Origin of the sequence: Streptomyces sp. NPDC007929, assembly GCF_042959065.1 — a bacterium.
In the GTDB taxonomy this organism is placed as follows: Bacteria; Actinomycetota; Actinomycetes; order Streptomycetales; family Streptomycetaceae; genus Streptomyces.
Genome location: NZ_JBIBKD010000007.1, coordinates 440,515 through 463,177, shown reverse-complemented (window position 1 = coordinate 463,177; position 22,663 = coordinate 440,515). Strand labels below are relative to the sequence as shown.

Annotated in this window: 12 protein-coding genes; 6 read left to right on the top strand and 6 right to left on the bottom strand. The window is 73.2% G+C overall.

Annotated elements, in window-relative coordinates; genetic code table 11:
* Positions 1–147: 147 nt before the first annotated feature.
* The 3 genes from ACFZDE_RS25390 to ACFZDE_RS25380 all read right to left on the bottom strand — a co-directional run bounded on the left by ACFZDE_RS25390 (position 148) and on the right by ACFZDE_RS25380 (position 7,100).
* The gene (locus ACFZDE_RS25390) at positions 148–4,635 is read right to left on the bottom strand and encodes a hypothetical protein (protein WP_391203365.1); all 4,488 of its coding nucleotides are present in this window, start codon (positions 4,633–4,635) and stop codon (positions 148–150) included.
* Positions 4,636–4,693: 58 nt separating this feature from the next.
* On the bottom strand, positions 4,694–5,575 hold the full coding sequence (locus tag ACFZDE_RS25385) for a hypothetical protein (RefSeq protein WP_391203362.1): 882 nt from the start codon (positions 5,573–5,575) through the stop codon (positions 4,694–4,696).
* Between the two features lie 172 nt (positions 5,576–5,747).
* Entirely contained in the window at positions 5,748–7,100 is a 1,353-nt protein-coding gene (locus tag ACFZDE_RS25380) for an aKG-HExxH-type peptide beta-hydroxylase (RefSeq protein ID WP_391203359.1), read from the bottom strand.
* A gap of 385 nt (positions 7,101–7,485) precedes the next feature.
* Between ACFZDE_RS25380 and ACFZDE_RS25375 the strand changes: the two genes are divergently transcribed.
* The 3 genes from ACFZDE_RS25375 to ACFZDE_RS25365 all read left to right on the top strand — a co-directional run bounded on the left by ACFZDE_RS25375 (position 7,486) and on the right by ACFZDE_RS25365 (position 12,462).
* Positions 7,486–7,692, top strand: coding sequence for a hypothetical protein (locus tag ACFZDE_RS25375; protein WP_107057712.1), 207 nt, complete (start codon positions 7,486–7,488; stop codon positions 7,690–7,692).
* A 68-nt stretch (positions 7,693–7,760) separates the two neighbouring features.
* Positions 7,761–11,435, top strand: a complete 3,675-nt coding sequence (fxsT, locus tag ACFZDE_RS25370) for an FxSxx-COOH system tetratricopeptide repeat protein (protein WP_391203356.1) — start codon at positions 7,761–7,763, stop codon at positions 11,433–11,435.
* 52 nt (positions 11,436–11,487) lie between these two features.
* On the top strand, positions 11,488–12,462 hold the full coding sequence (locus ACFZDE_RS25365; protein WP_390993982.1) for a hypothetical protein: 975 nt from the start codon (positions 11,488–11,490) through the stop codon (positions 12,460–12,462).
* Here ACFZDE_RS25365 and ACFZDE_RS25360 read toward each other — a convergent pair.
* From ACFZDE_RS25360 to ACFZDE_RS25350, 3 genes are all read right to left on the bottom strand, one after another.
* The gene (locus tag ACFZDE_RS25360; RefSeq protein ID WP_391203353.1) at positions 12,434–14,731 is read right to left on the bottom strand and encodes a hypothetical protein; all 2,298 of its coding nucleotides are present in this window, start codon (positions 14,729–14,731) and stop codon (positions 12,434–12,436) included. The genes ACFZDE_RS25365 and ACFZDE_RS25360 overlap by 29 nt on opposite strands.
* Positions 14,721–15,908 (bottom strand): hypothetical protein, encoded by a 1,188-nt coding sequence (locus ACFZDE_RS25355; protein WP_390993984.1) that lies wholly within the window; start codon positions 15,906–15,908, stop codon positions 14,721–14,723. The genes ACFZDE_RS25360 and ACFZDE_RS25355 overlap by 11 nt, the downstream gene beginning before the upstream one ends.
* A 124-nt stretch (positions 15,909–16,032) precedes the next feature.
* Positions 16,033–17,238 carry a hypothetical protein gene (locus ACFZDE_RS25350; RefSeq protein WP_391203350.1) on the bottom strand — a complete coding sequence of 402 codons (1,206 nt, stop codon included), beginning with the start codon at positions 17,236–17,238 and terminating at the stop codon, positions 16,033–16,035.
* 428 nt (positions 17,239–17,666) lie between these two features.
* Here ACFZDE_RS25350 and ACFZDE_RS25345 point away from each other — a divergent pair, with 428 nt between their 5' ends.
* From ACFZDE_RS25345 to meaB, 3 genes are read left to right on the top strand one after another with little or no spacing between them, the layout of a single operon-like run.
* A complete protein-coding gene (locus ACFZDE_RS25345; RefSeq protein WP_391203347.1) occupies positions 17,667–19,478 on the top strand; it encodes a methylmalonyl-CoA mutase family protein in 1,812 nt (603 codons plus the stop codon).
* On the top strand, positions 19,478–21,652 hold the full coding sequence (scpA, locus tag ACFZDE_RS25340) for a methylmalonyl-CoA mutase (protein ID WP_391203344.1): 2,175 nt from the start codon (positions 19,478–19,480) through the stop codon (positions 21,650–21,652). The genes ACFZDE_RS25345 and scpA overlap by 1 nt, the downstream gene beginning before the upstream one ends.
* A complete protein-coding gene (gene meaB, locus ACFZDE_RS25335; RefSeq protein ID WP_391203341.1) occupies positions 21,649–22,644 on the top strand; it encodes a methylmalonyl Co-A mutase-associated GTPase MeaB in 996 nt (331 codons plus the stop codon). The genes scpA and meaB overlap by 4 nt, the downstream gene beginning before the upstream one ends.
* Positions 22,645–22,663: the final 19 nt, after the last annotated feature.

Here is a 22,663-nt window from a genome sequence, read left to right as displayed (position 1 = left end):
CGCCGACCGCCCACCGTCGTTTCACGAGCGGGATTCCGTTTCGGCCGGCCTTTTCTGCCCCCTACAGCGCCTTTCGATTGCCGCCGCGTTACACCTCGCGCCTGGGGGGGAAAATGTCGGCGCCTGTTCCGTCACGTCCCCTCAAGCTCACCCGCGAGGTACATGTCGGGTGGCGAGCTCCGCGCACCAGGTGAAGCTCGCCGTCCCCGCCTCGTGCGCGACGACGAAGCCCGTGGCGCAGGCGGCGATCGAGGAGACGGCGGCGGGGAGGTGGTAGGAGACGGCCGGTTCCTGCCGGCCGGCCAGGTCCCAGATCACGACCCGCCGGTCCTCGCCGCCTCCCACGGCGAGGACCCGGCCGCCCGGCAGCCGGGCCGTGGCCAGCGCGTTCACCCGGCCCCGCAGGCCGGTGAGTGGTTCGGCCGCCTCCGGACGGCCGAGGTCCCACAGACGGACCGCGCCCCTGTCTCCCCCGGCCAGGACGACCGTTCGTTCCGCGGGCAGCACCGCGGTGGCCACCGAGCGGATCCGGCCGCCGCGGCGGACCGGTGCCGCCACCTCACGCCCGGTCGGCACGTCCCACACCAGCAGGTCGCCCCGCCGGTCACCGCTGATCGCGAGACCGGGGGCGGCGCCGCCGTCGGTCAGGGCCAGCGCCAGTACCCAGCCGCTGTGCCCGGTGAAGGTCCGCAGCCGAGCCCTCGTCGCGAGGTCCCACACCGTGACGACGCCGGTGTCCCCACCGGCGAGCAGGACCTGGCGGCCGTCCCGGGCACGGCCCACCGCCACCGCCCTGATCCGGTCCGTGCGGTGCTGGAAGGCGCACACCAGGGTGCCGTGGGTCAGCTCCCACATCCGCAGGGAACCGTCCCGGCCGCCCGCCACGACGACCGGCCCCACGTCCGGCAGTTCGGCCGTGGCCAGCGCCCGCACCAGCAGCCGCCGGCCCGAGTCCTCCAGTGCGTGCAGGTGGTCGCCGGTCGTCAGGTCCCTCACCTCCGCGCCCCGCTCGCCGCCCCCGGCGACGCACAGGGCCGGTCCTTCCTCCGGCACGGCGACGGCGACCGCCTCCATGACCTCCTCGTGGCCGGTCTCCGGGGCGTCCGGGCGGGCGTCCGTGACGTCCCAGACGACGGCGTGCCCGTCGGCGCCGCCGCTCACCGCCACCAGACGGCCGTCGACGGGTGCGACGTCGACGGCGTGCACACGGCCGGGGTGCGCGGCGAGGACGTGGGTGGGCCGGCCGGTGTCCGCCTCCCACACGGCGACGCGGCCGTCGTAGCAGCCCGTGACGATCCGCCCGCGCTCGCCGTCGCCGCCCAGCGCGAGGCAGGTGATCACCCCGTGGCCCGCGGAGGACAGCTCGTGCAGCAGCCGCCCCTCGGTGAGGTCCCACACCAGGACGCGCCCCGCGCGGTCGCCGCTCACGGCGACGCACCGGCCCCCCGCGCTGCCCGTGGCGACGCGGGTCACCCGGTCCCCGTGCCCGGTCAGCGTGTGCAGCCTGTGCCCGTCGGCCGCGTTCCACACCAGCACCCGGCCGTCGTAGCAGCCGGTGACCACCACGGCGGTGCCGTCGGCCAGGGTCGCCGTGTCCACCGCGCGGACGAAGTCCGGGTGCGGTCCGAGGGTGCGCAGCCGGTGTCCCGTGCGCACGTCCCAGACGCGGGCGCCCCGGTCCTCCCCCACCGCGACGGCGACCGGGGTGCCGTCCGGCAGCCGCGCGGCGGCCAGGCCGGAGAGCCGCACCATCGAGCTGTCCAGCAGGGCCGGGGCCCCGCCGTCCGGGTTCCACAGGATCACCTGGTGGCCGGGCCCGGCGGCCACCGCGCGAGTGCCTCCCTCGGGGAGGGCCACCGTGACGAGCATCCCGACCGGCCCCGCACCGGCCGCCCGCCGGCGGATCAGGTCGCCGGTGTGCTGGTCGTGGACGTACAGCCGGCCGTCCTCGGCTCCGGAGAGGAGGACGGGGCGTCCGTCGGCGAGCTGTGCGGGCGCGACCGTGCGGGCCGGGCCCGACAGACCGCCGAGAGTGCGCAGGATCCGGCCGCCGAGCGGGTCCGACAGCCGGGTGCGGTGGGTGTCCCCGGTGCTGAGGACCAGGCACTGCCCGTCCGGCGTCCGGGTGAGCCGCACCTCGAAGACCGGCCCGGCATGGGGGCCGAGGGTCTGCAGCCGTGCCGTGGTCGCGGTCCGGCTCACGGCCCAGACCGGCCGGGCCGCGACCGGGGGCGGGCCCGGCTGGGAGGCCAGCGCGTCGGACAGCGCGGTGTCCCGCCACACGGCCGCGTCCAGGCCGAGCAGATCCCGCCGTACGGCCGTGAGGTGCCGGTGCGGATGGTGGGCCGTGGTCTGCCGGTAGACGTCGGCGTGGGTCCGGGCCCGGCGTCCCTGGGCCCGGTGCAGGTGCCGTACGAGCCGCTCCGGGTCGGCGTGCAGCAGGTACGACACGTCCTGGAGCAGCGCGTCGAGCTGGTCCGGGCCGGCGTCGGCGGCGTGGTCGGCCGCGTGCCGCCGCAGATAGCGGTCCGCCCGGGACCAGTCACGGACGCCGTTTGCAGCCGTCGGCACGGCCGACAGCAGGGCGTCCAGCACCGCGCGGCTGTCCGTGCGCCTCGCCAGGTGTTCGGCCGGGGCCCGGTGGAAGAAGCTGTAGAGCTTGCCGTCGTCCACGGCCGGGTCGGCGCCGGGGTCGAAGGTGGTACGGAGGTAGAACCGGGCTCCGGTGAGGGCCTCGGCGGTGTCCCGCAGGCGTGGTGTCAGCCGCCCGCCACCCTCCTCGGGCCGCAGCGCGAGAGCCACCTCGTGCAGGAGGCCGGCCGGCATGCCCTGCCCGGCCGCACGGGCGAGCGCCACCAGCACCTCCTCGGTCCAGGGCAGTTGGGCGGTGAGCGTGCGCAGGTCGAGGTCGAGCATTCCCGGCAGATCGCACGGCAGTTCCCGGGCGATCTCGGCCCGGGTGAGGACGGTGCCCGCCCGGGAGAGGCGGCGCAGGTGCGCGCCGTAGACGGCCGCGGTCAGGAACGCCCCGTGCTCGACGGAGCGCGCCAGGCGGAGGGCGATCATCCGGGTCACGTCGGTGGAGTAGTCGGTGTCCAGCAGGCGGCTCAGATAGGTGCCGAGGTGAGCCGCCAGCGACTCGGGCCGCTCCGCGTCGAGATCGAGGTGCCGTTCGGGCCGGCGGGCGAGGGCCGCGTGCAGGTCGGGCAGGCTGTCCGGCCACAGCCGGGTGGCGATCAGGACCCGGCACCCCGGCACCGGATCAGCGCCCTCGCCCGCCAGCGGCAGCAACACCTGCCGCAGCAGGCCGTCGGGGTCGTCGGCCTCGTCGAGCGCGTCGAGGACGACGGTGACGTCGCCCACCGCGCCCAGTACGGCGGTCAGTTCGGCGAAGGTCACGTTCTGCGCCGGCCCGGTCCGCGCGGATGGGCGGCCGCTCGGCTGCCGGGGCAGGCGCAGGACCCGGGCCTGCCGGTACAGCGAGTCCACGACGTCCTGGGTGGACAGCCGGTGCGCGTGCACGGCCAGCAGCCGGGGGTCGGGCGGCGGACGGAAGTCGCTCAGGCCGAGGTTCTCGCGCAGGGGACGCAGCCGGGGGTGGAGGGTGCACACCGTCACCCCGAGGAGCGCCGACTTTCCCGCCCCGGGCCTGCCGGTGACGGCGAGCAGCCGGTCCTGCCGGGGCGGGGGCTCGCCCAGCCACTCCCCGATGCGCCGGAGCTGGGTGCTCCGTCCGCTGAAGAAGTACGCCTCGGCGTCCGGGGTGCCGGCGGCCCGGGCGGCGAAGTGGTGCAGGTCCAGCCGGGGATCCAGGTGTTCGGCGTAGCGCCGCAGGGCGGCGACCGCGTCGGCCCGGAACTGCTCGGCGGCGTCCACGGCGTGGTGCGGGTTGCGCAGGAAGGGCGCCGCCGGCAGGGCGGCCTCGTCGTGCCTGGTGCACACCACGTCCTGCTTCGGCAGGCCCGCGGCGGTGTCGGCACGTTCCAGCTCCGCGTCGATCTGTTCCGCCAGCAGGGTCACGGGGACGTGCTCCAGGTCGGACCGGATGTCCAGGGTGCCGCGTGCGATGCGGTCGATCACCGTCGCGGTGGCCTTGCTGAAGCGCGCTCCGTAGGTGATGTGCCCGGCCGCGCAGGCCGCGATCACCCAGGCGTCGCGGCTCTCCATGCCGAGCAGACGCTGGGCGAGCTGTGAGGTGAGGGCCGTACCGCCGCCGCACACGTCGAGCAGGAACAGGACCGGCCCGCCGTCCTCGTGTTCGACGTCCCGGAGCAGTTCGTCGACGTCCACGCTGGTGGCGCGGATGCGCTTGGGGACGGTGGTGGTGTTCGCCATCGCCAGGTACAGCACCGGCCCGAGGGTCTGCGCGTGGCCGCTGAAGTGGACCACGAGGGGATCGCGGCCGGGCCGCTCCCGTGCCGTCCGCCAGGCCGTACGGAACTCGGCGGGGGTCGGGTCGAGGAGTGGCCCGGTCACCTCCAGCCCGGCCCGGTGGAACGCGTGGGCGACGTTGTTCACGGCGTCGGCGACGCTCGGCAAGGGCTCCAGCGGAAGGACCCCGGCGGCCTCTTCCTCCTCGGTCGGCACACGCGCGGGGAAGCCTCCCGCGCCCACCACGAGTGCGTGCACTGTCACGGCCGTGCTGTCCCTCCGTACCGCAGGTGTCCTCGGGCGTGTGCCCGCCGTGCCGGGGTCAGTCCGTGCAGTGGGGCGCGAGCGCGGCCGCCGTCAGTCCCGCCGCGAGATAGCCGCCGAGGGTGTGGGGGTCGAAGACGCCGATGTCCGTGCTCGCGTGCGTGTCGACGGGGAAGGCCCCGCCCAGTTCCCGGGGCACCGCGACCAGGTCACCCACGTCGGCGATGTTCACCCAGTGCCGCACCCCGGGCGGTCGCGCGCCCCGGCCGTCGACGGGTTCCGGGTCCAGCTTGCGCATGACCGCCGGGAGGCCGAGCGGCGAGCCGAGGGTGAGCAACAGGTCGATCTCCAGGTCCGGACGGGCGTGCAGGGTCTCGTAGGCGACGACACTGCCGAGCGAGTGGGCGACGACGACCCGTGCGCCGTGTTCGCGGACGGCCCGGGCCACCGTCTCCTGAACGGCTGTGCGCCGGGCGGGCCGTGAGGTGTAGGCGTCGGTGTCCTGGAGCGTGGCCACCACCAGGCGCGACAGCAGTTCCGCCAGTCGCTTCCGGGCCGCGGTCGGCGCGTCGCCGGCACGCTGCTGCACGAGCCGGCTCACGGCCCACCGCAGCGGCGAGAGCATCCCGGCCTGGCCTTCCGAGGGCGCCGTCACCCCGGCCGCCGCCAGCCACTCCCACGCCTCGCCCTCCTGGGCGGCCGTCAGGTCCTCCAGGACGCCCGTGCCCGCGGACTGCCGCTCGGGGCGGTAGTCGTCGGCGAGTTGGTGCGCGTAGTACGCCATGACCAGCTCGGGCAGCGGCACGTGCGCCAGCCCCGCCGCGCTCAGCCCCTTGCGCAGCCGGTCCGCCGCGGCGACGGCCTTCATCTCGGCGGCCTGCTCCGGGGACGCGCCCCGCACGAGGTTCCCGACGCCGTGCACGAGCACCACGGTTCCCATCCCCACCACCCCCATGGCCCGGCCGCCGACCCGATGCGCAAGGACCCCTACCCCGTGCACGGCCCCGCCCAACACCGGCGGGCCCGGGGCAATGTGACGGCGGGTCTGGTCCCCCGTTTCCCACGGCCCAGGGCCCCCACACCGGCCGGCCCGAGGGAAGCTGACGGCAGGCCTAGCTCCCCGTCCCGCCGGGCCCGTTGCGCGCCGTCCAGCGGGTGCGGTGGCGGTCCGCCTGCTGCCGGGCCTCCCGTACCGCGGACTGCGGCAGCGGTACGGCGCGCAGCTCCGCCAGGGCCTCGGCCATGGTGGTGACGAACCGGCGGCCGGTGCCGGTCAGTGCGCTCCGGTCGGCCAGCATCGCCTCGTTCGTCTCCGACGCCGCCGCACGCCACCGGGCACAGCGCACCTGCGCCCGGTGCCGCTCCGCCGGGTCGGACACGAAGGCCGCCTCCCGGGACCAGAAACGGGCCACGGACAGAAAGGCGTACGTGCCGTGCAGCAGGCCGTACAGGGGCCTCGGGTCGTCCCGCCAGGGCGCGTAGTACCGCGCGCACGGCTGCGCCGTACCGGGCTCGGCGAGCAGGTCGACGAGGTGCATCACGGCGGCCAGTTTGCTGTGCTGCATCTCGTGGACCAGCGTCTCGGCGAGATCGCGGGCGTGCAGCGGCCGGGACAGCGTCACGCCGCCGAACATCTCGGGTGTGCTCCCGCTGCGCCCCGGCGACCCCTCGGCGCGGGGCAGCGGCGTCAGGGCGCGCAGGGCTTCGTCCAGCTCGGCGGCGTAGTCGGGGTGCCGGGCCCGCAGCAGCCTCACGGCACCGGCCGCCGTGGACCGCCAGACGCGCAGTTCGTCCTCGCCGAGCCGGTACGGCCGCTGCGCGTCCGTCGCCACGACCTGGTCGACGTCGTCGACCAGGAACGACGCCCGTGGCCCGGGGGTCGCGCCCCGCAGCGGCCACCAGCCGGACCGCTCGGTGGCCAGCGCGGGCACGGGCGGAAGGTGCGCCCGCGGGCCGGTCCCGGTTTCGATGACGGCGCCCGTGCGGCCGGCGCGCAGCAGCAGGGCGGTGCCGGGGGCGGTGTCCGGGAGGCGGACCGCCCCGAGGCCGGGCAGCACGACTCCCGGCTGCGCGGCGGTCAGGGAGACCGAGACGTCCAGGCCGGTGGCGGTGGCGGCCGCGGCGGCCACCGAGGCCAGCGGCAGGGCGCCGACGGCGGCGGGACCGCTCGCGTCGAGTGTCCGCCAGGTCGTCACCAGTCGTGGGCCCACCGAAGGGTGGCCGAGGATGCGCCGGGTCACCTCCGGAGCCGCCCGCCAGGCGTCGGTGAGCACGCCGAACAGCCGGTTCACGTCGTGCCAGGTCTCCCCGCCGTGCTCACCGGCCCGGTCCAGCAGGGCCCGGAGCAGCAGCAGCCGCCGGCTGTATTCGCTCTCCCGCAGCATCCGCACGGATTCCGCGCCCCCGCCGCCCCGGGCGAGTGCGGCGAGCAGCGGGCCGTCCAGACGGTACGCGGACGGTGTCACCGTCGCCTGGTCCGGACTCAGCTCCGCTCCCGCGGGCGCGCGAACTGCGATACGAGCCGGGCGGAATGGGACACGACACCGAGAGTCATGCCACCGGGGGTCACGACACCTTTCGCGGGAGCGTCGTGCGCCCCGTCCGGCTCACTCGTTTCGGTACCCATGGAGCTCCTGTGTGCGAACGAATTTGCGCTCCGAACCAGAAGGTTTCCCGCGGCGTACGAGACGGTCCGAGGATCGCCCGAAGCGCCGCACTTGTCGGTAGACTCGTTCGAGTCTGACAGCAAGTCATCAGTTTGGCAGCCGAGTTGAGAGGCCACACCACAAGTGTCCGGCAGTCCTCCACTCGTGGCGGATTCTCGACTCAATCGGGACGGCGGGGCTCCGTATGGATGATCAGACCGAAACGCGGGAGGTGCTGGATTCTCCCCTGGTTGATCTTTCGAATTTACCCTTCGACGCAATCCGGTCACTGCCCGAATCCGTGATAGTGAGTGCCTTGCGGCGCGTGCGACGGGAAGCGTCACGCCCCGAGGCCATGTTCACCACGAATCACGAGAAGGACCCCGGCGGCGGTGAAGCGCAGAAGGAATGACCGCCACAGCCCGTGCACCGCCCGTCCCCCGCGTCCGATCACCACCGACGAAGCGAAGCGGAGCCGACATGTCTGAGGCGGACGGCCGCAACTCCCGCCCCCGTGTGGCCGCGTTCTGTTCCACGGCGGAGGACATCGGCCAGACGACGACCCTGCTGAACACGGCCGTACTGCTGTCCCGGGCGGGGCGCAGGGTGCTGGTGCTCGACGGCCGCAACGCCGATGTGCGCACCCGGCACTACGTCCGCTCGGTCGCCCCGGCCACCGCGCTGCTGCCGGGCGAGGAGGGCGGCCCCTCCGTGGAGGAGTGGACCCCCGCCGGCGCGGTCCGTCCCATCGGGCTGGCGACCCTGAAGGGCCCGGACCCGCTGGCCGCGGTGTCCGGGGCGGGCCCGGACCATCCCGCCTTCCAGGGCTACGACGACGTCCTGATCGACGCGCCGCTGCCCCGCACCGAGGAACAGACCGCGCAACTGGCCCGGTTGCCGGACCTGCTCGTGGTCTGCTTCACCGCCGACTCCTCCTTCATCGAGGACGCCGCCGCCCTGGCCTGGGGCATCCTCCGGCACACCGAACGCCCCCTGGACGTCATCGCCCTGGCCCTGCAGACCGACTGGACGCACCAGGACCAACTGCGCATCGCCCGCGACCGGGTCGGGCCGAGCTTCGCACGGCTCTACGGCAGCCCGGTGCGCTACCTGGAGATCCCCTACCACGCGATGTCGGCCCGCAGCGCCCGGCTCGGCACCGAACTGGACAGCGGCAACGGCTTCGACGACCGGGTTTTGCCCGCTCTGGAACGTCTCGTCGCCGCCCTGGACCGGCCGCGGCCGGACGCGCCGACGCAGGTGACCCTCGTCCACACCTCACGCCACACGGTCTGGGCCGACTGGATCGAGGCCCAGCTGCGCGCCCTCGGCCTCGATGTCGTACGGCGCGCCTACCACGGCCGGCCTCCCGAGCGCCCGGCCGCCGACGGCGCCCTACTGCTGCTGCAGCCGACCACGGTGCGCCCGGACGAACTGCGGGCGCTGCGGACCCTGTCCGATCCGGCGATCCGGATGGTGCTGATCGACGGCGAGACACCGCCGGCCGGACTCGCCCACCACCAGCAGATCGACCTGCGCCGCCACGACGAGCAGCGGGCGACCGAGCTGCTGCTGCGCGGGCTGTCGCTCCCCGTGCCGCACCGTCTGCCCTGCTCCTCCCACCGCTTCCCCAGTGTCCCCAACCGCACCAACATCGCCGCCCGCAGCGTCACCTTCGTGGGCCGCGAGGACCTCCTCGACGACATCCGCGAGGCGCTGCACGGCCTCGCCGCGCAGGGCCGCCCCTGCCTGCTCCGCGGCGCGCCCGGCGTCGGCAAGTCCGAGGCGCTGCTGGAGTTCTGCCACCGGTTCGGCGGCTCCTACGACGTCGTCTGGTGGCTGCGGGCCGACGCCTCCGAGAACGTCCGGTCCTCGCTCGCCGCCCTCGGTGACGCCCTGGGCGAACCCACCGCCCAGGAGCTCAGCGGCCACATCCGGGCGCTGCGGGCGAGGGCCGACGAGAGGGGCGAGCGGTGGCTGCTGGTCTGCGACGAACTCGACGACGTGGCGCTGCTGGACGAGGTGACGGACCTGCTCCCGGAGCCGTCCGGTGACTGCCACATCCTGTTCGCCGCGCGAGGCGGGCCGGAAGGCGCACCGGCCGGCGCGGTGCGGGTCGCGCCGTTCGCCCGGGGGGAGAGCGAGGCGCTGCTCCTGACGCTGCTGCCCGGCCTCAGACCGTCCCACGCACGCGACGTCGTCCACCGGGTCGGTCCGCTGCCGCTCGCCCTGCGCCTGGCCGCCTGCTGGATCGGGGCCGAGGCCACCCGGGTCGAGGAGCGGGACAACCTGAGCGGGTCCCAGGCCCGGCAAGCCGCCGTCGAGGCGTTCGTCGACTCCTTCACCGACCAGCAGCAGTCGTTCGGGCCGGGCGCGCTGGCCGGGACACAGATCCTGCTGCGCATGGCCCGGTCCTCCGTCCGCTCCAGCGCGGCGGCCGAGGCGTGGTCGCACGAACCGGCGGGGGTCGCGGCGCTGCACTGGCTGATCGACGCCTGCGCGCTGATCACCGGCGCGGGCGTCGACCTGCGGACGCTGCGCTCGCGGCCCATGAGGGCGGCGCTGGCCCAGGCGGGACCCGACCGCACCGCGGAGGGCGAACCGGTCCGCGCGGCGGACGTCCTCCTGATGGATGCCGCCTTGTGGGTGCTGCACCAGCACGGTCTGGTCGAGTTCGACTTCGCCCGCCCCGGACAGCCCGTCCGCCAGCACCGGGTGCTGCGGGACCTCATCGTGGCCCAGCTGAACGACGCGCCGCGCATCGAGAACCAGCTGCGCGAGGTGCTCGGCGCCGACCTGCTCGGCATGGCCGACGGCCCGGCCGCGCCCGACGCCGAGACCCTCACCCGGCGCGGCAGACAGATCGAGGCACTGCGGCTGTGGGAGGACACCCGCCCCGCGGTGCAGCAGTCGCTGCTGAGTCACCTGGCCGACCTCGTCCGCACCCAGGAGGAGGAGGCGCTGGGGGAGTGCCTGCGGGTGGGCCGGCTCGCCCTGCGGAGCTGGACGGACCAGGACTGCCGCGAACACCGGCGGCTGCGCGCCCTGTTGTCCGACGCGCAGCACCTGCGCGGCGAGTACGAGGAGTCCGGTGCGCTCGCCCTCGGCGTGCTGCGGGAGTACCGGGGCAACCTCGGTCTCACCCACCCGCGCTCCCTGCAGATGGCCGACAGCTACGCGGCGAACCTGGGTTCGGCGGGCCATGTGGCCGACGCCCTCGACGAGGCCGTGCACGTGGCCCGGGGCATGGAGCGGCTGCTGGGCCCGCGGCACCACAGCACCCAGCGGGTCCAGCGCAACCTGGCCTGGTGCTACGCCGCCGCCGGCGACTACCCCGCGGGCATGCGGCTGTACCGCCAGGTCTACGAGCTGCGCCGGGCCATCGGCGGTGACGACGACCCGGCCGTGCGGGACATGGTCCCCTGGCTGGCGGAGATGCACCGGCTGCTCGGGCAGGACGCGGAGTCGTACCAGTTGCTCAAGCACGGCTGGACACCGCGCGGCACGGCGGGGCCCGCGATCAACCGGGTGCCGATCACGATCGTGGCGGAGAACGGGCTCGCGGTGAGCGAGCGCCGGCTCGGCGATCCCGACCGGGCCTGGGAACGCGACACCCGCGCCCTGGACATGGCCGTCAGTGTGCTGGGCGAGCGTCACATGATCACGCAGCGCTGCCGGTTCAGTCTCGCCGTCGACCACCATCTGCTGGGCGAACCCGAACCGGCGGTGGAGTACACCGAGCGCTGTCTGCACACGCTGGCCGGCCGGTACGGCCCCGAGCACCCCTCCACCCACCTGTGCCGGATGCGCCTGGGTGTCCATCTGCGCGGCGCGGGCCGCACGGAGGAGGCCCGTGAGGCCGGCCGGACCGCGCGCCGCGGTCTGGAGGCGGTGCTCGGTGCCCGTCACCCCTGGACGCTGGCCTCGTCGATCGCCCTGGCGGGGACCCTGGTGGAGTGCGGGGCCGCGCAGGAGGCGGAGGACCTGGAGGAGAGCGCCCAGCGCGGCTACGACCATCTCGGCCTGAACCGGCACCCGGCCAGGGCGATCGCCGCCGGCAACCTCGCCATCACCCGGGCCGGGCAGCGGGGCGCGGCGGGCAGCGGCGAACTGCCCCGTGTACGCCGGGACATCGACGTGGAACTGTTCGTGTGAGCCGACGGCGCGGTGCCCCGCGTACGTCGTCGTCGACAAGGAGTCGCACCAGATGAATCCGGACGCCTCGGCGGCGGTGAGCGAGCCCCGGCTCCTGAGCGTGCCGCAAGTCAGCCAGAGCTACGGGCACCTGAGCAAGGAGTGCCGTGCCGCGGTCGCGGCCTGCCCGGAGATCCGGTCCATGACCCACGTCGTGCGCAACACCGTGGCCTTCGCCGTCCGCGAGGCGGAGGCCGCGCCGTTCCCCGGCGGGCTGGCCTGGGAGGACGAGGCCGACGCCGAGGGACGGCCGGGGCGCCGGCTGGTCCGCTGGGTCCTGGAGACGGAGGAGGCCATGCGGCGGCTCGACGTCGGTGACCTGATGCGGACCCTCGTCGTCACCCGGGAGGGCGGTATGCAGTGCTCCCGTCTGCACGCCGCGCAGTACCTGGTGGGCATCAGCGCGTCCGAGGCCGGCTGTGACGCCATGGACGACTCGATGAACCGGCTGGTGACCAAGATCAGGACCGAGCGTCAGATGGTCGACGAACTTCCCGGCGGGCGCTCCGGGGAGGTGAAGGAGCCGTTCGTCCAGGGGAGTTCGCTGTTCATGCACGTGCTCACCCGTGACATGCAGGAGGAGCAGCGGCTGCGGAGCGCGTGGCACCGCCATCTCAACCCGGGCGACCTGCACTACGCGGCCTACTACCGTGACTGGTCGCTGGTCTGTTCCGGCGACGCCTTCGAGCACCAGGAGCTGGAGGACTCCTTCGCGGTCGTCTCGGTCGCGGCCCGCCGGGCGATATACCGCGACCTCGTCAGCCGTCTGCGCGAGGAGCTGACGGATCTGGCGGCCATCCTCGCCCCCGTCACCCGTGCCCCGATCCGGCGTCTCGTCCTGGACGTCGTGGACGGGGCTTTCTACATGCACTGGCTGGGTGACGCGGAGGGCGACTTCGTCGTCGGAGTCACCTTCCGCCAGCCCCGGGTGGCCGTGGCGGAGGAGCGTCTGCGCGATCTCACGGCAGAGGTGCGGAGCCGCCGCTGAAGGCGTCGCCCAGCTCGCGCAGCACCCGGTCGGCGAGCTGGCCGAGCCGGTCCTGCGCCCGCTCCCCCGGGTCCGTCGCGGAGGTCTGGGAGCCGCTCAGCGGGTCGGCGCCGCCCCGGTCGAGGCGGGGCAGCGACTCCAGCGAGATCTCGAAACCCCGGCAGATGGCGAACAGCTCGCCCTGATCGCGTGCCGCGGGTGCTGAGTCGCCGGCGGATCCGTCGGCCTCCCACCAGCCGACGACCGCGTCGCGGAACGCCCCCAGCAGTCTGCGGGCCAGGACGACCGCTCCCATGCCGCGCAGGGCGGACTCCTCCACGATCAGCCGACGCGGCCGAGGTGGCCGGCCGGCCGCGGTGCGGGCCAGGGGCACGAGGCTGGGCCGTGGCCCCTCGCCCTCCTCCAGCAACCGGTCCAGTGCCTCCTGGGCGTCCCGGAAGAGCGCCCGCACCGGCTCGGGCAACCGCGCCTGAAGGGCGTCACCCGCCGGAGCCGGGGAGAGGACCCGCGGGGTGTCGAGGCTGTGGTCGATGCTGTCGACGCGTTCCAGGAGGGTCAGCTGCTGCCCCTGGAGCACGTCCAGCCGGTGGGACAGCCGCTCCAGCACGGTGTTGTCCTGACTCGCCCGGAGCCGTTCGGCGAGGCTCTGGACACCGTTGCGCAGGGCGAGGTCGAAGCGGGGGTCGTCGAGCACCAGGGGCATGGTCCCGGTGACGTCGGCGACCTGCCTTCGCATCTGCCGGCAGGCGTGGCCGTTGACCACGACCAGCATCTCGATGTTCGCCGCCGCGAGGTCGCGCGCGTGGCCGAGGAAGCCCGCGATGCCGTCGACGCCGGTGCGGCTCAGCAGCGAACGTACCGGCAGTACGACGATCCACGCCGTGCGGGTGACCTCGATCCAGCGGGGTTCGCCGGAGCCCGGCGGTGCCGGCAGCTCCAGCAGGTCGCGGGGCGGCGCATTGTGCCACCACTGGTCGCCGGCGAGGACGCGTTCCAGCCGCCGCGCCGCCTCGCTCATCGGCCGCTTCTCGTGGGCGGTGCGGATCGCCTCGTGCACGGCCTCGGTGTCGATCTTCGGACTGCCGCCGAGCGCGGCATGGTCCCAGGCGCCCTCACAGATCCGCAGAATCTGCCGGGGAACCCCGTCGGAGAGGGTCACGACCTGCCTCACGGCGGGGTCGGTGAACGGCGCGCAGTTCGTCTCCTGCGGCACCCGGCCCGAGCCGAGCAGGTGCTGCCTGATCAGGTCCTCGGTCGCGGGGCGCTCCCAGCTGTCGAGCCACAGCGGCAGCACCCGCTCGTGCAGGGACGCGGGCAGCGAGCTCCAGAGGTCGGGCCGGACGCAGAAGACCAGCAGCCCGCCCTGGTTGATGTACCGGTTGACCAGCATTTCGAAGGCGTTGAGGAACAACACCCGGTCCTGCGCCGTCCATTCGGCGATCTTGTCGACCTCGTCCAGCACCAGCGCGTACGGCCGGTCGCTCTGGCCGTAGACGAGGCTGAAGACCGCGAACGCCTCGAAGACGCCCTGGATGCCCTGGATCGGCTGGGTGACGCCCCGCTGTTGCAGGGGGGCCGAGGGGGTCTCTCCGGACAGCCAGCGGAAGATGTCCGTCTGGTAGGCCTGGTTGGGCAGCAGGGCGAGCGCGGTGGCGAAGGCCCGGTGGTCGGTGACGCCCCGCAGGTGCCGGCGGAGGTGGCTGTGGATGAGCTCCTCGTCGAGGTCGAAGGCCCGCGCGATCTTGTGCGGATCGAGCCTGCGGTCCCTCAGGCCGCTCAGGAACTCGTCGCGGGCGCCGCCCAGCCTGCCGGTGTCGTCCTGTTCGAGCAGCTCCGCCGTGACGTCCGCGGAGTAGTCGGTGATGGCCTGCATGAAGTCGGCCATGGCTTCGAGGTCGTCACGGGGGCTCATGACGCGGTGCTGGAAGACGGACCGCATGTCCATCGAGGGCTGGCCGATCACCCACAAGGCGGGCGTCGGGCTGCTCTGCCTGAGGACGTCGGTGACCTGGGCGGCGAGATGGCTCTTGCCGAGGCCGAACTCGCCGACGAGGGCCAGGACGCGGCCCCGGGTGGAGGAGTCACCGGTGTGGCCGAGGTAGCGGTGCACCTGTTCCATGAGCTGTGCGTTGATACGCCTGCGCACATGGACGGGCCGTCGCGGGGGGCCGGTGCCGACCTGGGTGGTGTCGCCGAATCCCTCCAACTGCACGCTCGTACTGCCTCGGAAGGGGTTTTCCTCCGCGACCGGGAAGGCGTCAGGGCTCATCTCGTCGGTCCTCTTCGTCGTCGGTGAGCTCATTCGGTTCACGACCGGCCGGTTCGGTTGGTTCCTCGTCGGGGTCGTCCGATCCGGACGGGTCCCCGCGGAGGAAGTCGTCCGGATTCGGTTCCTCCTTGGCGAACCGGAGAACTACGCGACTTCGCCGCAAGTAGGCCTCGTCGGCCTGCAGTGCTTCGTCCGCCGCCTCACGCAGAAAGGCCTGGAGCTTCGCGATGCTCACGAACACCCAGGGCGCCGGTTCGCATTCGAGCAGATCCTCGTGAATGTCGACCTTCGGGCTGGGAATGTCCGGGAGCTCCATCCACAGCCGTAGATATCTGCCCCAGTCCTCCCGGGCGAGCCTTCCGGTCTTGAGGTGGGTGACGCCCCGGAGTTGGGATTCGTCGAAGATCAGGCCTATCTCCTTTTCGAGAGCGGTGTATTCCGTCTCGACGAAGAAGACCACTCCGCGGTCGGCCTTCTGGTGGCAGAAGCGGAGGAAGGCCCATCGGGAGTCCTGGTCCTCCCATTTGATGTGCGGAACGATCACCGCGAGTCTTCGGTCGAGCAGCGCCAGTGCGTCGGTGAGGGCGTGCCAGGAGTCGAAGTGGTCGGGCGAGTCGATCTCCGGGCCGCAGACGTCCGCGAATCCGGGTGTTTTTCGCAGCGCCTTGACGACGGTGCGGAAGATCCGGTCGATCACCGTGCCGAGCTCCGGTGCCTCCGGGTGCCCGCTGGGCGACGACTCCAGGTCGCGCCCGTTGTTGCGCACACCGGTGACCGGCACGACACAGACCGCGCCGGAGGGCTCGCGCCTGCACCACGGCGTGGTGCTCTCGTCGCGCGGCCCGGCGTCGGCGGTGTCGTCGTCGCCGGCCTTGGACTCCTCGAGACCGGAGACGAACTCGTGGACGCAGCGGTGCAGGAGGCTGCTCTTTCCCGTGCCGGGCAGTCCGCTCACCACGACCAGGTGCCCGCGTCCGTCCCGGTCCGGGGTGATGTTGCGCGCGACCTGCACGAGTTGGCTGCGGAAGGTGTGCACCGCCACGGGCACGTGCTGGAGCTCCACCCACAGGTCGTCGTGACCTTCGATGCACCACGGGACCAGCGGCTCGTACGGGAGCCACGGCGGTTCGCCCCCCGCGGGCGGCGTTCCGAACATGTTGCAGTGGATGTACGGCATGGTGTGTTCCCCCGAGGTTGTGCTCCGGGCGTCCCGTCCCCTTGGATCGCCCGGTGTCGTACGTGGTGTGCCATGTGGCCGGGATGCCGGTGAGACGCGTGGCGGACCCATGCCTCCCCCTGACTCATCCGGGTTCCGGTTTCAGTTCCTGACGTGCGGCCGTGGCGGCGGGCCCGGGCTCCGGCGCGCTGGACGCGTCCTGCCACCACCGGTCGACCCGGGCCCACTGGAAGGTGTGGTGGAGGAGGTTGACCGTCACGATCGCGGGTCCGACGACACCGACCGTGCCGGGAAACCTCGGTTCCAGGGCGAGGGCGAGGAGGATCGCCGTGATGCCGTTCTGCTGACCGAATCCGAGGTGGGCCAGATCCGGCCAGGTCAGCCGGGGGCGTACCAGCAGCCGGCTGATGAGCAGGGTGACGAGCAGTTGCGCGGCGAACGCGCTCGCGCCGAGCACGAGCCCCTCCGTCAGGTGGATCTCGCCGGACGCGAGGACCACTCCGAGGAGGGCCGAGGCGGTGAGGAAGGCCAGGGCGACCGCCGATTCGAGGCCCGCGCCGAAGCGGCCCAGCCGCACGAACAGTCCGGTCAGGGCCACGGCGAGGACCATCATGTCCTGCGCGGCGAACAGGACCAGCGCGACGACCAGGGCCAGCGCCACGACGTCGACGGCCGGCCGGGCTTCGGCCCGGCGTGCCGGACGGCGCTGCCCCAGCCAGACGGAGGCCGCCCACCACAGGGCCGCCACCAGGGCGAACAGTCCCAGGTTGAGGAGCAGATCGACGAAGACCCCGGCGGTGTCCGTGACCACCGACCCGTCACCGGCGGTCCCGGTCCCGTACCGGACGGCGAGGGCGGAGAAGTAGAGCGTGAGCAGCACCGTCATGGGGTCGTCGAACGCGGCCCAGACCGACAGGATCGTCTTGGCCCGCGGCGACACCCTCTCGTTCTTCTGGGTGGCGGCCACCGACAGCGGGTCGATCTGTGCCACGGCGATGCCCAGGACGAGATATTCCGGCCGGTCGAAGGCCAGCACCATGACGGTGGCGATGAGGGAGGCCTTGACCAGGACGCCGGCGGTGACGGCGACCAGGACCACCTTGAGGGAGCGCCGGACTTCGGCGAAGTCGATGTCGTGCGTGCTGCCGTAGAGTCCGATCGCCAGGAGCAGTCCCGCGGCGTACTGATATCCGGCCGCGTGCGAAAGGTCGCGCGGGTGGGTCAGCAACCCGAGGACCGCCCCACCGGCCAGAGCGACACACGCGCCGACGACGACGCGCGGCAGGCCGGCGCTGGTTCTTCCGCGTAACCGGCTCAGTCCCAATGCCATTGCTCCGTCCGACCTGATATCGGGTTCCGTCGCGCGGCGTGGATCCGGGAACCATGAGGCTCGCCATTGTCGTGGCAGCGCGAGTGGTTCATCATGCACCACACGCGTACCACCGCGGTCATGGATCGGCTGACAAGCAACGCCTTCTCACCCCCGTAGCCGCCCGCTCGACAAGGCGCACCCAATTCAGCGTATCGGGATAGCCGCCCGTCGGGCAGGGGATCGACGCCTCCGCATCCGGGAATGGCGGGGAATTGCGCTGATGTGTTCGAAAGCCGTCCCGGGACGCCGCGCGGCGAGCGCCGCCCGATGGCTCGGCGGTCCGCTGCGAGAACCGCGCAGGGAGATCGAGGCCACATTCCCGGCGAGGGCAAGGTCACAGCCGTCCCCTCTGCTGCACGTTCGTTAACGTGGCCTAACATCCGAGCATGACGGTCCTGCCTGACGACGGGCTTGAGCTGGCCGGCGAGTTCCCTGACGTGCCCCATGAGCAGTGGCAGCGCCTTGTGGCGGGTGTGCTGCGCAAAGCGGGCAAGGACGTCGAGGGGACCGAGGCCGAGGAAGCCCTGTCCACCGCGCTGGAGGACGGGTTGCGCACCCGCCCCCTCTACACCGCCCACGACTCCGCGCCGGACCCCGGCCTGCCCGGGTTCGCCCCCTTTGTGCGCGGTGGCCGCGCCGAGGGGAACACGGTCGGCGGCTGGGACGTACGGCAACGGCACACGGTGGCCGACCGCGACGCGGTGCTCGGGGACCTGGAGAACGGCGTCACCTCCCTCTGGCTGACGGTCGGCGAGGGCGGCATCGCGGTGCCCGACCTCGGCCGGGTCCTCGACGGCGTGTACCTCGACCTGGCGCCCGTCGTCCTGGACGCCGGGTGCGACGCCGGGCCCGCCGCGCGGGAGTTGCTGCGGGTGTACGAGGAGCGGGGCGTCGCCCGGGACGCGGCGCGCGGCAACCTGGGCGCGGATCCGCTCGGACACGAGGCCCGTACCGGGCAGCGGTGCGACACCGCGCCGGCGGCGGAGCTCGCGCGGCTGTGCGCCGGGGAGTACCCGGGGCTGCGGGCACTGACCGTGGACGCGCTGCCGTACCACGAGGCCGGTGGCTCGGCCGCCCAGGAGCTGGGCTGCTCGCTGGCCACCGGGGTGGCGTACCTGCGGGAGCTGGCAGAGGCCGGACTGGACGTCGAACAGGCCTGTGCCCAGCTGGAGTTCCGGTACGCGGCGACCGCCGACCAGTTCCTGACGATCGCCAAGCTGCGGGCCGCGCGCCGGCTGTGGGCCCGGGTGGCCGAGGTCAGCGGGGCGCCCCGGGCGGGCGCGCAGCTCCAGCACGTCGTGACGTCGCCGGTGATGATGACGCGCCGCGACCCGTGGGTGAACATGCTGCGCTCGACGATCGCCACGCTGGCCGCGGGGGCGGGCGGGGCCGACGCGGTCACCGTGCTGCCCTTCGACCACGCCCTGGGCCTGCCGGACGCGTTCGCGCGTCGCATCGCCCGCAACACCTCCACGATCCTCATCGAGGAGTCGCACCTGGCCCGGGTAATCGACCCGGCGGGCGGCTCCTGGTACGTGGAGCGGCTCACCGACGAACTCGCCCACGCGGGCTGGGAGTTCTTCCAGCGGATCGAGCGTCTCGGCGGCATGCCGGCCGCGCTGCGCTCGGGCGATGTGGAGCGCGATCTCGCCGAGACCTGGCAGGCGCGCGCGGCTCTGCTGGCCAAGCGGCGCGAGCCCGTCACCGGTGTCAGCGAGTTCCCGTTCCTCGCGGAGAAGCCGGTGGTCCGGGCGAGCGCGCCCGAGCCGCGCTCCGGCGGTCTGCCGCGGGTACGGCGGGACGAGGCGTACGAGGTACTGCGCGCCCGGTCCGACGCGCACCTCGCGGCGACCGGCTCCCGGCCGCGGATCTTCCTCGCCGCGCTGGGCCCGGCCGCGGCGCACACCGCGCGTCTCACCTTCGCCTCGAACCTCTTCCAGGCCGGCGGCATCGAGCCGGTCACACAGGGCACCTTCGAGGAGAGCGGTGCGACGGAGGCGGTGCTGTGCTCCAGCGACGCGCTGTACGCGGAGCGGGCCGAGGCCGCCGTCCGGGATCTGAAGGCCGCCGGTGCCCGGCAGGTGTTCCTCGCGGGCCGTCCCGGGGAGCACCCCGGGGTCGACGGTTACGTGTTCGCGGGCTGTGACGCCGTCGCCGTGCTGTCCGCCACCCTCGACCGCATGGGAGTTGTGTCCTGATGGCAATCCCCGACTTCTCCGGGATCGAGCTGGGCACGCCGGCCCCCGACGGCGGCGCCGACGAGTGGCGTACGGCCGTGAAGAACGCGTCCGGCGGGGACGACCTGCTCTGGGAGACCCCGGAGGGCATCGCCGTCAAGCCGCTCTACACCGGGCGTGACCTGGAGGGCCTGGACTTCCTGGAGACGTACCCGGGAGCGGCGCCCTTCCTGCGCGGCCCGTACCCGACGATGTACGTCAACCAGCCCTGGACGATCCGCCAGTACGCCGGCTTCTCGACGGCCGAGGAGTCCAACGCCTTCTACCGGCGCAACCTCGCGGCCGGCCAGAAGGGTCTGTCGATCGCCTTCGACCTGCCCACGCACCGGGGGTACGACAGCGACCACCCGCGCGTGACGGGCGACGTCGGCATGGCGGGCGTGGCCATCGACTCGATCTACGACATGCGGCAGCTGTTCGACGGCATCCCGCTGGACAAGATGACCGTGTCGATGACGATGAACGGCGCCGTGCTGCCGGTGCTGGCGCTGTACATCGTGGCCGCGGAGGAGCAGGGCGTACCGCCCGAGAAGCTGGCCGGAACCATTCAGAACGACATTCTGAAGGAGTTCATGGTCCGCAACACCTACATCTATCCGCCGGGCCCGTCGATGCGGATCATCTCCGACATCTTCGCGTACACCTCGCAGCGGATGCCGCGCTACAACTCCATCTCCATCTCCGGCTACCACATCCAGGAGGCCGGTGCGACGGCCGATCTGGAGCTGGCGTACACGCTCGCGGACGGTGTCGAGTACATCCGCGCGGGGCGTGCGGCGGGACTGGACGTGGACGCGTTCGCGCCACGGCTGTCGTTCTTCTGGGCGATCGGCATGAACTTCTTCATGGAGGTCGCCAAGCTGCGGGCGGCGCGCCTGCTGTGGGCGAAGCTGGTGAAGCAGTTCGACCCGCAGAACGCCAAGTCCCTCTCCCTGCGCACCCATTCGCAGACCTCGGGCTGGTCGCTGACCGCGCAGGACGTCTTCAACAACGTGACGCGCACCTGTGTGGAGGCCATGGCGGCGACGCAGGGGCACACCCAGTCGCTGCACACCAACGCCCTCGACGAGGCGCTCGCGCTGCCGACCGACTTCTCGGCGCGCATCGCCCGCAACACCCAGCTGCTGCTCCAGCAGGAGTCCGGCACGACCCGGGTGATCGACCCGTGGGGCGGCAGCGCGTACGTGGAGAAGCTGACGTACGACCTGGCCCGGCGGGCCTGGCAGCACATCGAGGAGGTCGAGGCCGCGGGCGGCATGGCCGAGGCCATCGACGCGGGCATCCCGAAGCTGCGCATCGAGGAGGCCGCGGCCCGTACGCAGGCCCGGATCGACTCGGGCCGCCAGCCGGTCATCGGCGTCAACAAGTACCGGGTGGAGACCGACGAGCAGATCGACGTCCTGAAGGTCGACAACTCCTCGGTGCGGGCGCAGCAGATCGAGAAGCTGCGGCGGCTGCGCGCGGAGCGCGACGAGCGGGCCTGCCAGGACGCGCTGGACGCGCTGACCCGGGCCGCCGGCGGCGAGGGCAACCTGCTGGAGCTGGCGGTCGACGCGGCCCGCGCGAAGGCCACCGTCGGGGAGATCTCCGACGCCCTGGAGAAGGTGTACGGCCGGCACGCGGGGCAGATCCGTACGATCTCCGGCGTGTACCGCAACGAAACCGGAGAGTCCCCGAGCGTGGACCGCACCCGCACCCTGGTGTCGGCCTTCGAGGAGGCCGAGGGCCGCCGCCCGCGCATCCTGGTCGCGAAGATGGGCCAGGACGGCCACGACCGCGGCCAGAAGGTGATCGCCACCGCCTTCGCCGACCTCGGTTTCGACGTGGACGTCGGCCCGCTGTTCCAGACGCCCGCCGAGGTCGCGCGCCAGGCCGTCGAGGCGGACGTGCACATCGTCGGCGTCTCCTCGCTCGCGGCCGGTCACCTCACCCTGGTCCCGGCGCTGCGTGAGGCGCTGGCCGAGGAGGGCCGTGAGGACATCATGGTCGTGGTCGGCGGGGTGATCCCGCCGCAGGACGTGCCGACGCTGCTGGAGATGGGCGCGGCGGCCGTCTTCCCGCCCGGGACGGTGATCCCGGACGCGGCGTACGACCTGGTGCGGCGGCTGTCGGACGGCCTCGGGCACGAGCTGTGATCGATGTCGACGCCTATGTGAAGGGTGTGCTCGACGGGAAGCGGGCGATCGTCGCCCGCGCGATCACCCTCGTCGAGTCGACCCGGCCGCAACACCGGGCGCTGGCGCAGGAGTTGCTGACCGCGCTGCTGCCGCACAGCGGCCGGGCCCGGCGGATCGGCGTCAGCGGGGTGCCGGGCGTGGGCAAGTCGACGTTCATCGACGCGTTCGGCACGCTGCTGACCTCGCTGGGGCACCGGGTGGCGGTGCTGGCCGTCGACCCGTCGTCCAGCCGTACGGGCGGTTCGATCCTGGGTGACAAGACCCGCATGGAGCGGCTGGCCGTGGACCCGGCGGCGTTCGTGCGCCCCTCCCCCACGGCGGGCACGCTGGGCGGGGTCGCGAAGGCCACCCGCGAGTCGATCGTGGTGATGGAGGCGGCCGGTTACGACGTGGTCCTGGTGGAGACGGTCGGGGTCGGCCAGTCCGAGACCGCCGTCGCGAACATGGTCGACACGTTTCTGCTGCTCACCCTCGCGCGCACCGGCGACCAGCTCCAGGGCATCAAGAAGGGCGTGCTGGAGCTGGCCGACGTGATCGCCGTCAACAAGGCGGACGGGCCGCACGAGCGCGACGCCCGGGCCGCCGCGCGGGAGCTGGCGGGGGCGCTGCGGCTGATGCACGGCAAGGACGCGTTCTGGACGCCGCCGGTGCTGCACTGCAGCGCCCGCGAGTCGACCGGCCTGGACACGCTGTGGGAGCGCCTGGAGCAGCACCGCACGCTGCTGGACTCCACGGGCCGGCTCACCGCCAAGCGGCGCGACCAGCAGGTGGACTGGACCTGGACGATGGTCCGCGACGAACTCCTCGGCCGCCTCCGGGCCGACCCGGCGGTACGGGCGCTGGCGCCGGTGCTGGAGGAGCGGGTCCGGGAGGGCGAGCTCACACCGACGCTGGCCGCCGAGCGGATCCTCGACGCGCTCGGGGGCGACTCCGGGGCAGCGGGTTCCTGAAGGACAGGCAACCGGAACG

Bases quoted from the DNA above. Each gene is read 5' to 3' on its own strand.
- ACFZDE_RS25350 (WP_391203350.1), bottom strand. From the start codon at position 17,238: ATGGCATTGGGACTGAGCCGGTTACGCGGAAGAACCAGCGCCGGCCTG.
- ACFZDE_RS25375 (WP_107057712.1), top strand. From the start codon at position 7,486: ATGGATGATCAGACCGAAACGCGGGAGGTGCTGGATTCTCCCCTGGTT.
- fxsT (WP_391203356.1), top strand. From the start codon at position 7,761: ATGTCTGAGGCGGACGGCCGCAACTCCCGCCCCCGTGTGGCCGCGTTC.
- ACFZDE_RS25365 (WP_390993982.1), top strand. From the start codon at position 11,488: ATGAATCCGGACGCCTCGGCGGCGGTGAGCGAGCCCCGGCTCCTGAGC.
- ACFZDE_RS25385 (WP_391203362.1), bottom strand. From the start codon at position 5,575: ATGGGAACCGTGGTGCTCGTGCACGGCGTCGGGAACCTCGTGCGGGGC.
- ACFZDE_RS25355 (WP_390993984.1), bottom strand. From the start codon at position 15,908: ATGCCGTACATCCACTGCAACATGTTCGGAACGCCGCCCGCGGGGGGC.
- ACFZDE_RS25360 (WP_391203353.1), bottom strand. From the start codon at position 14,731: ATGAGCCCTGACGCCTTCCCGGTCGCGGAGGAAAACCCCTTCCGAGGC.
- ACFZDE_RS25345 (WP_391203347.1), top strand. From the start codon at position 17,667: ATGACGGTCCTGCCTGACGACGGGCTTGAGCTGGCCGGCGAGTTCCCT.
- scpA (WP_391203344.1), top strand. From the start codon at position 19,478: ATGGCAATCCCCGACTTCTCCGGGATCGAGCTGGGCACGCCGGCCCCC.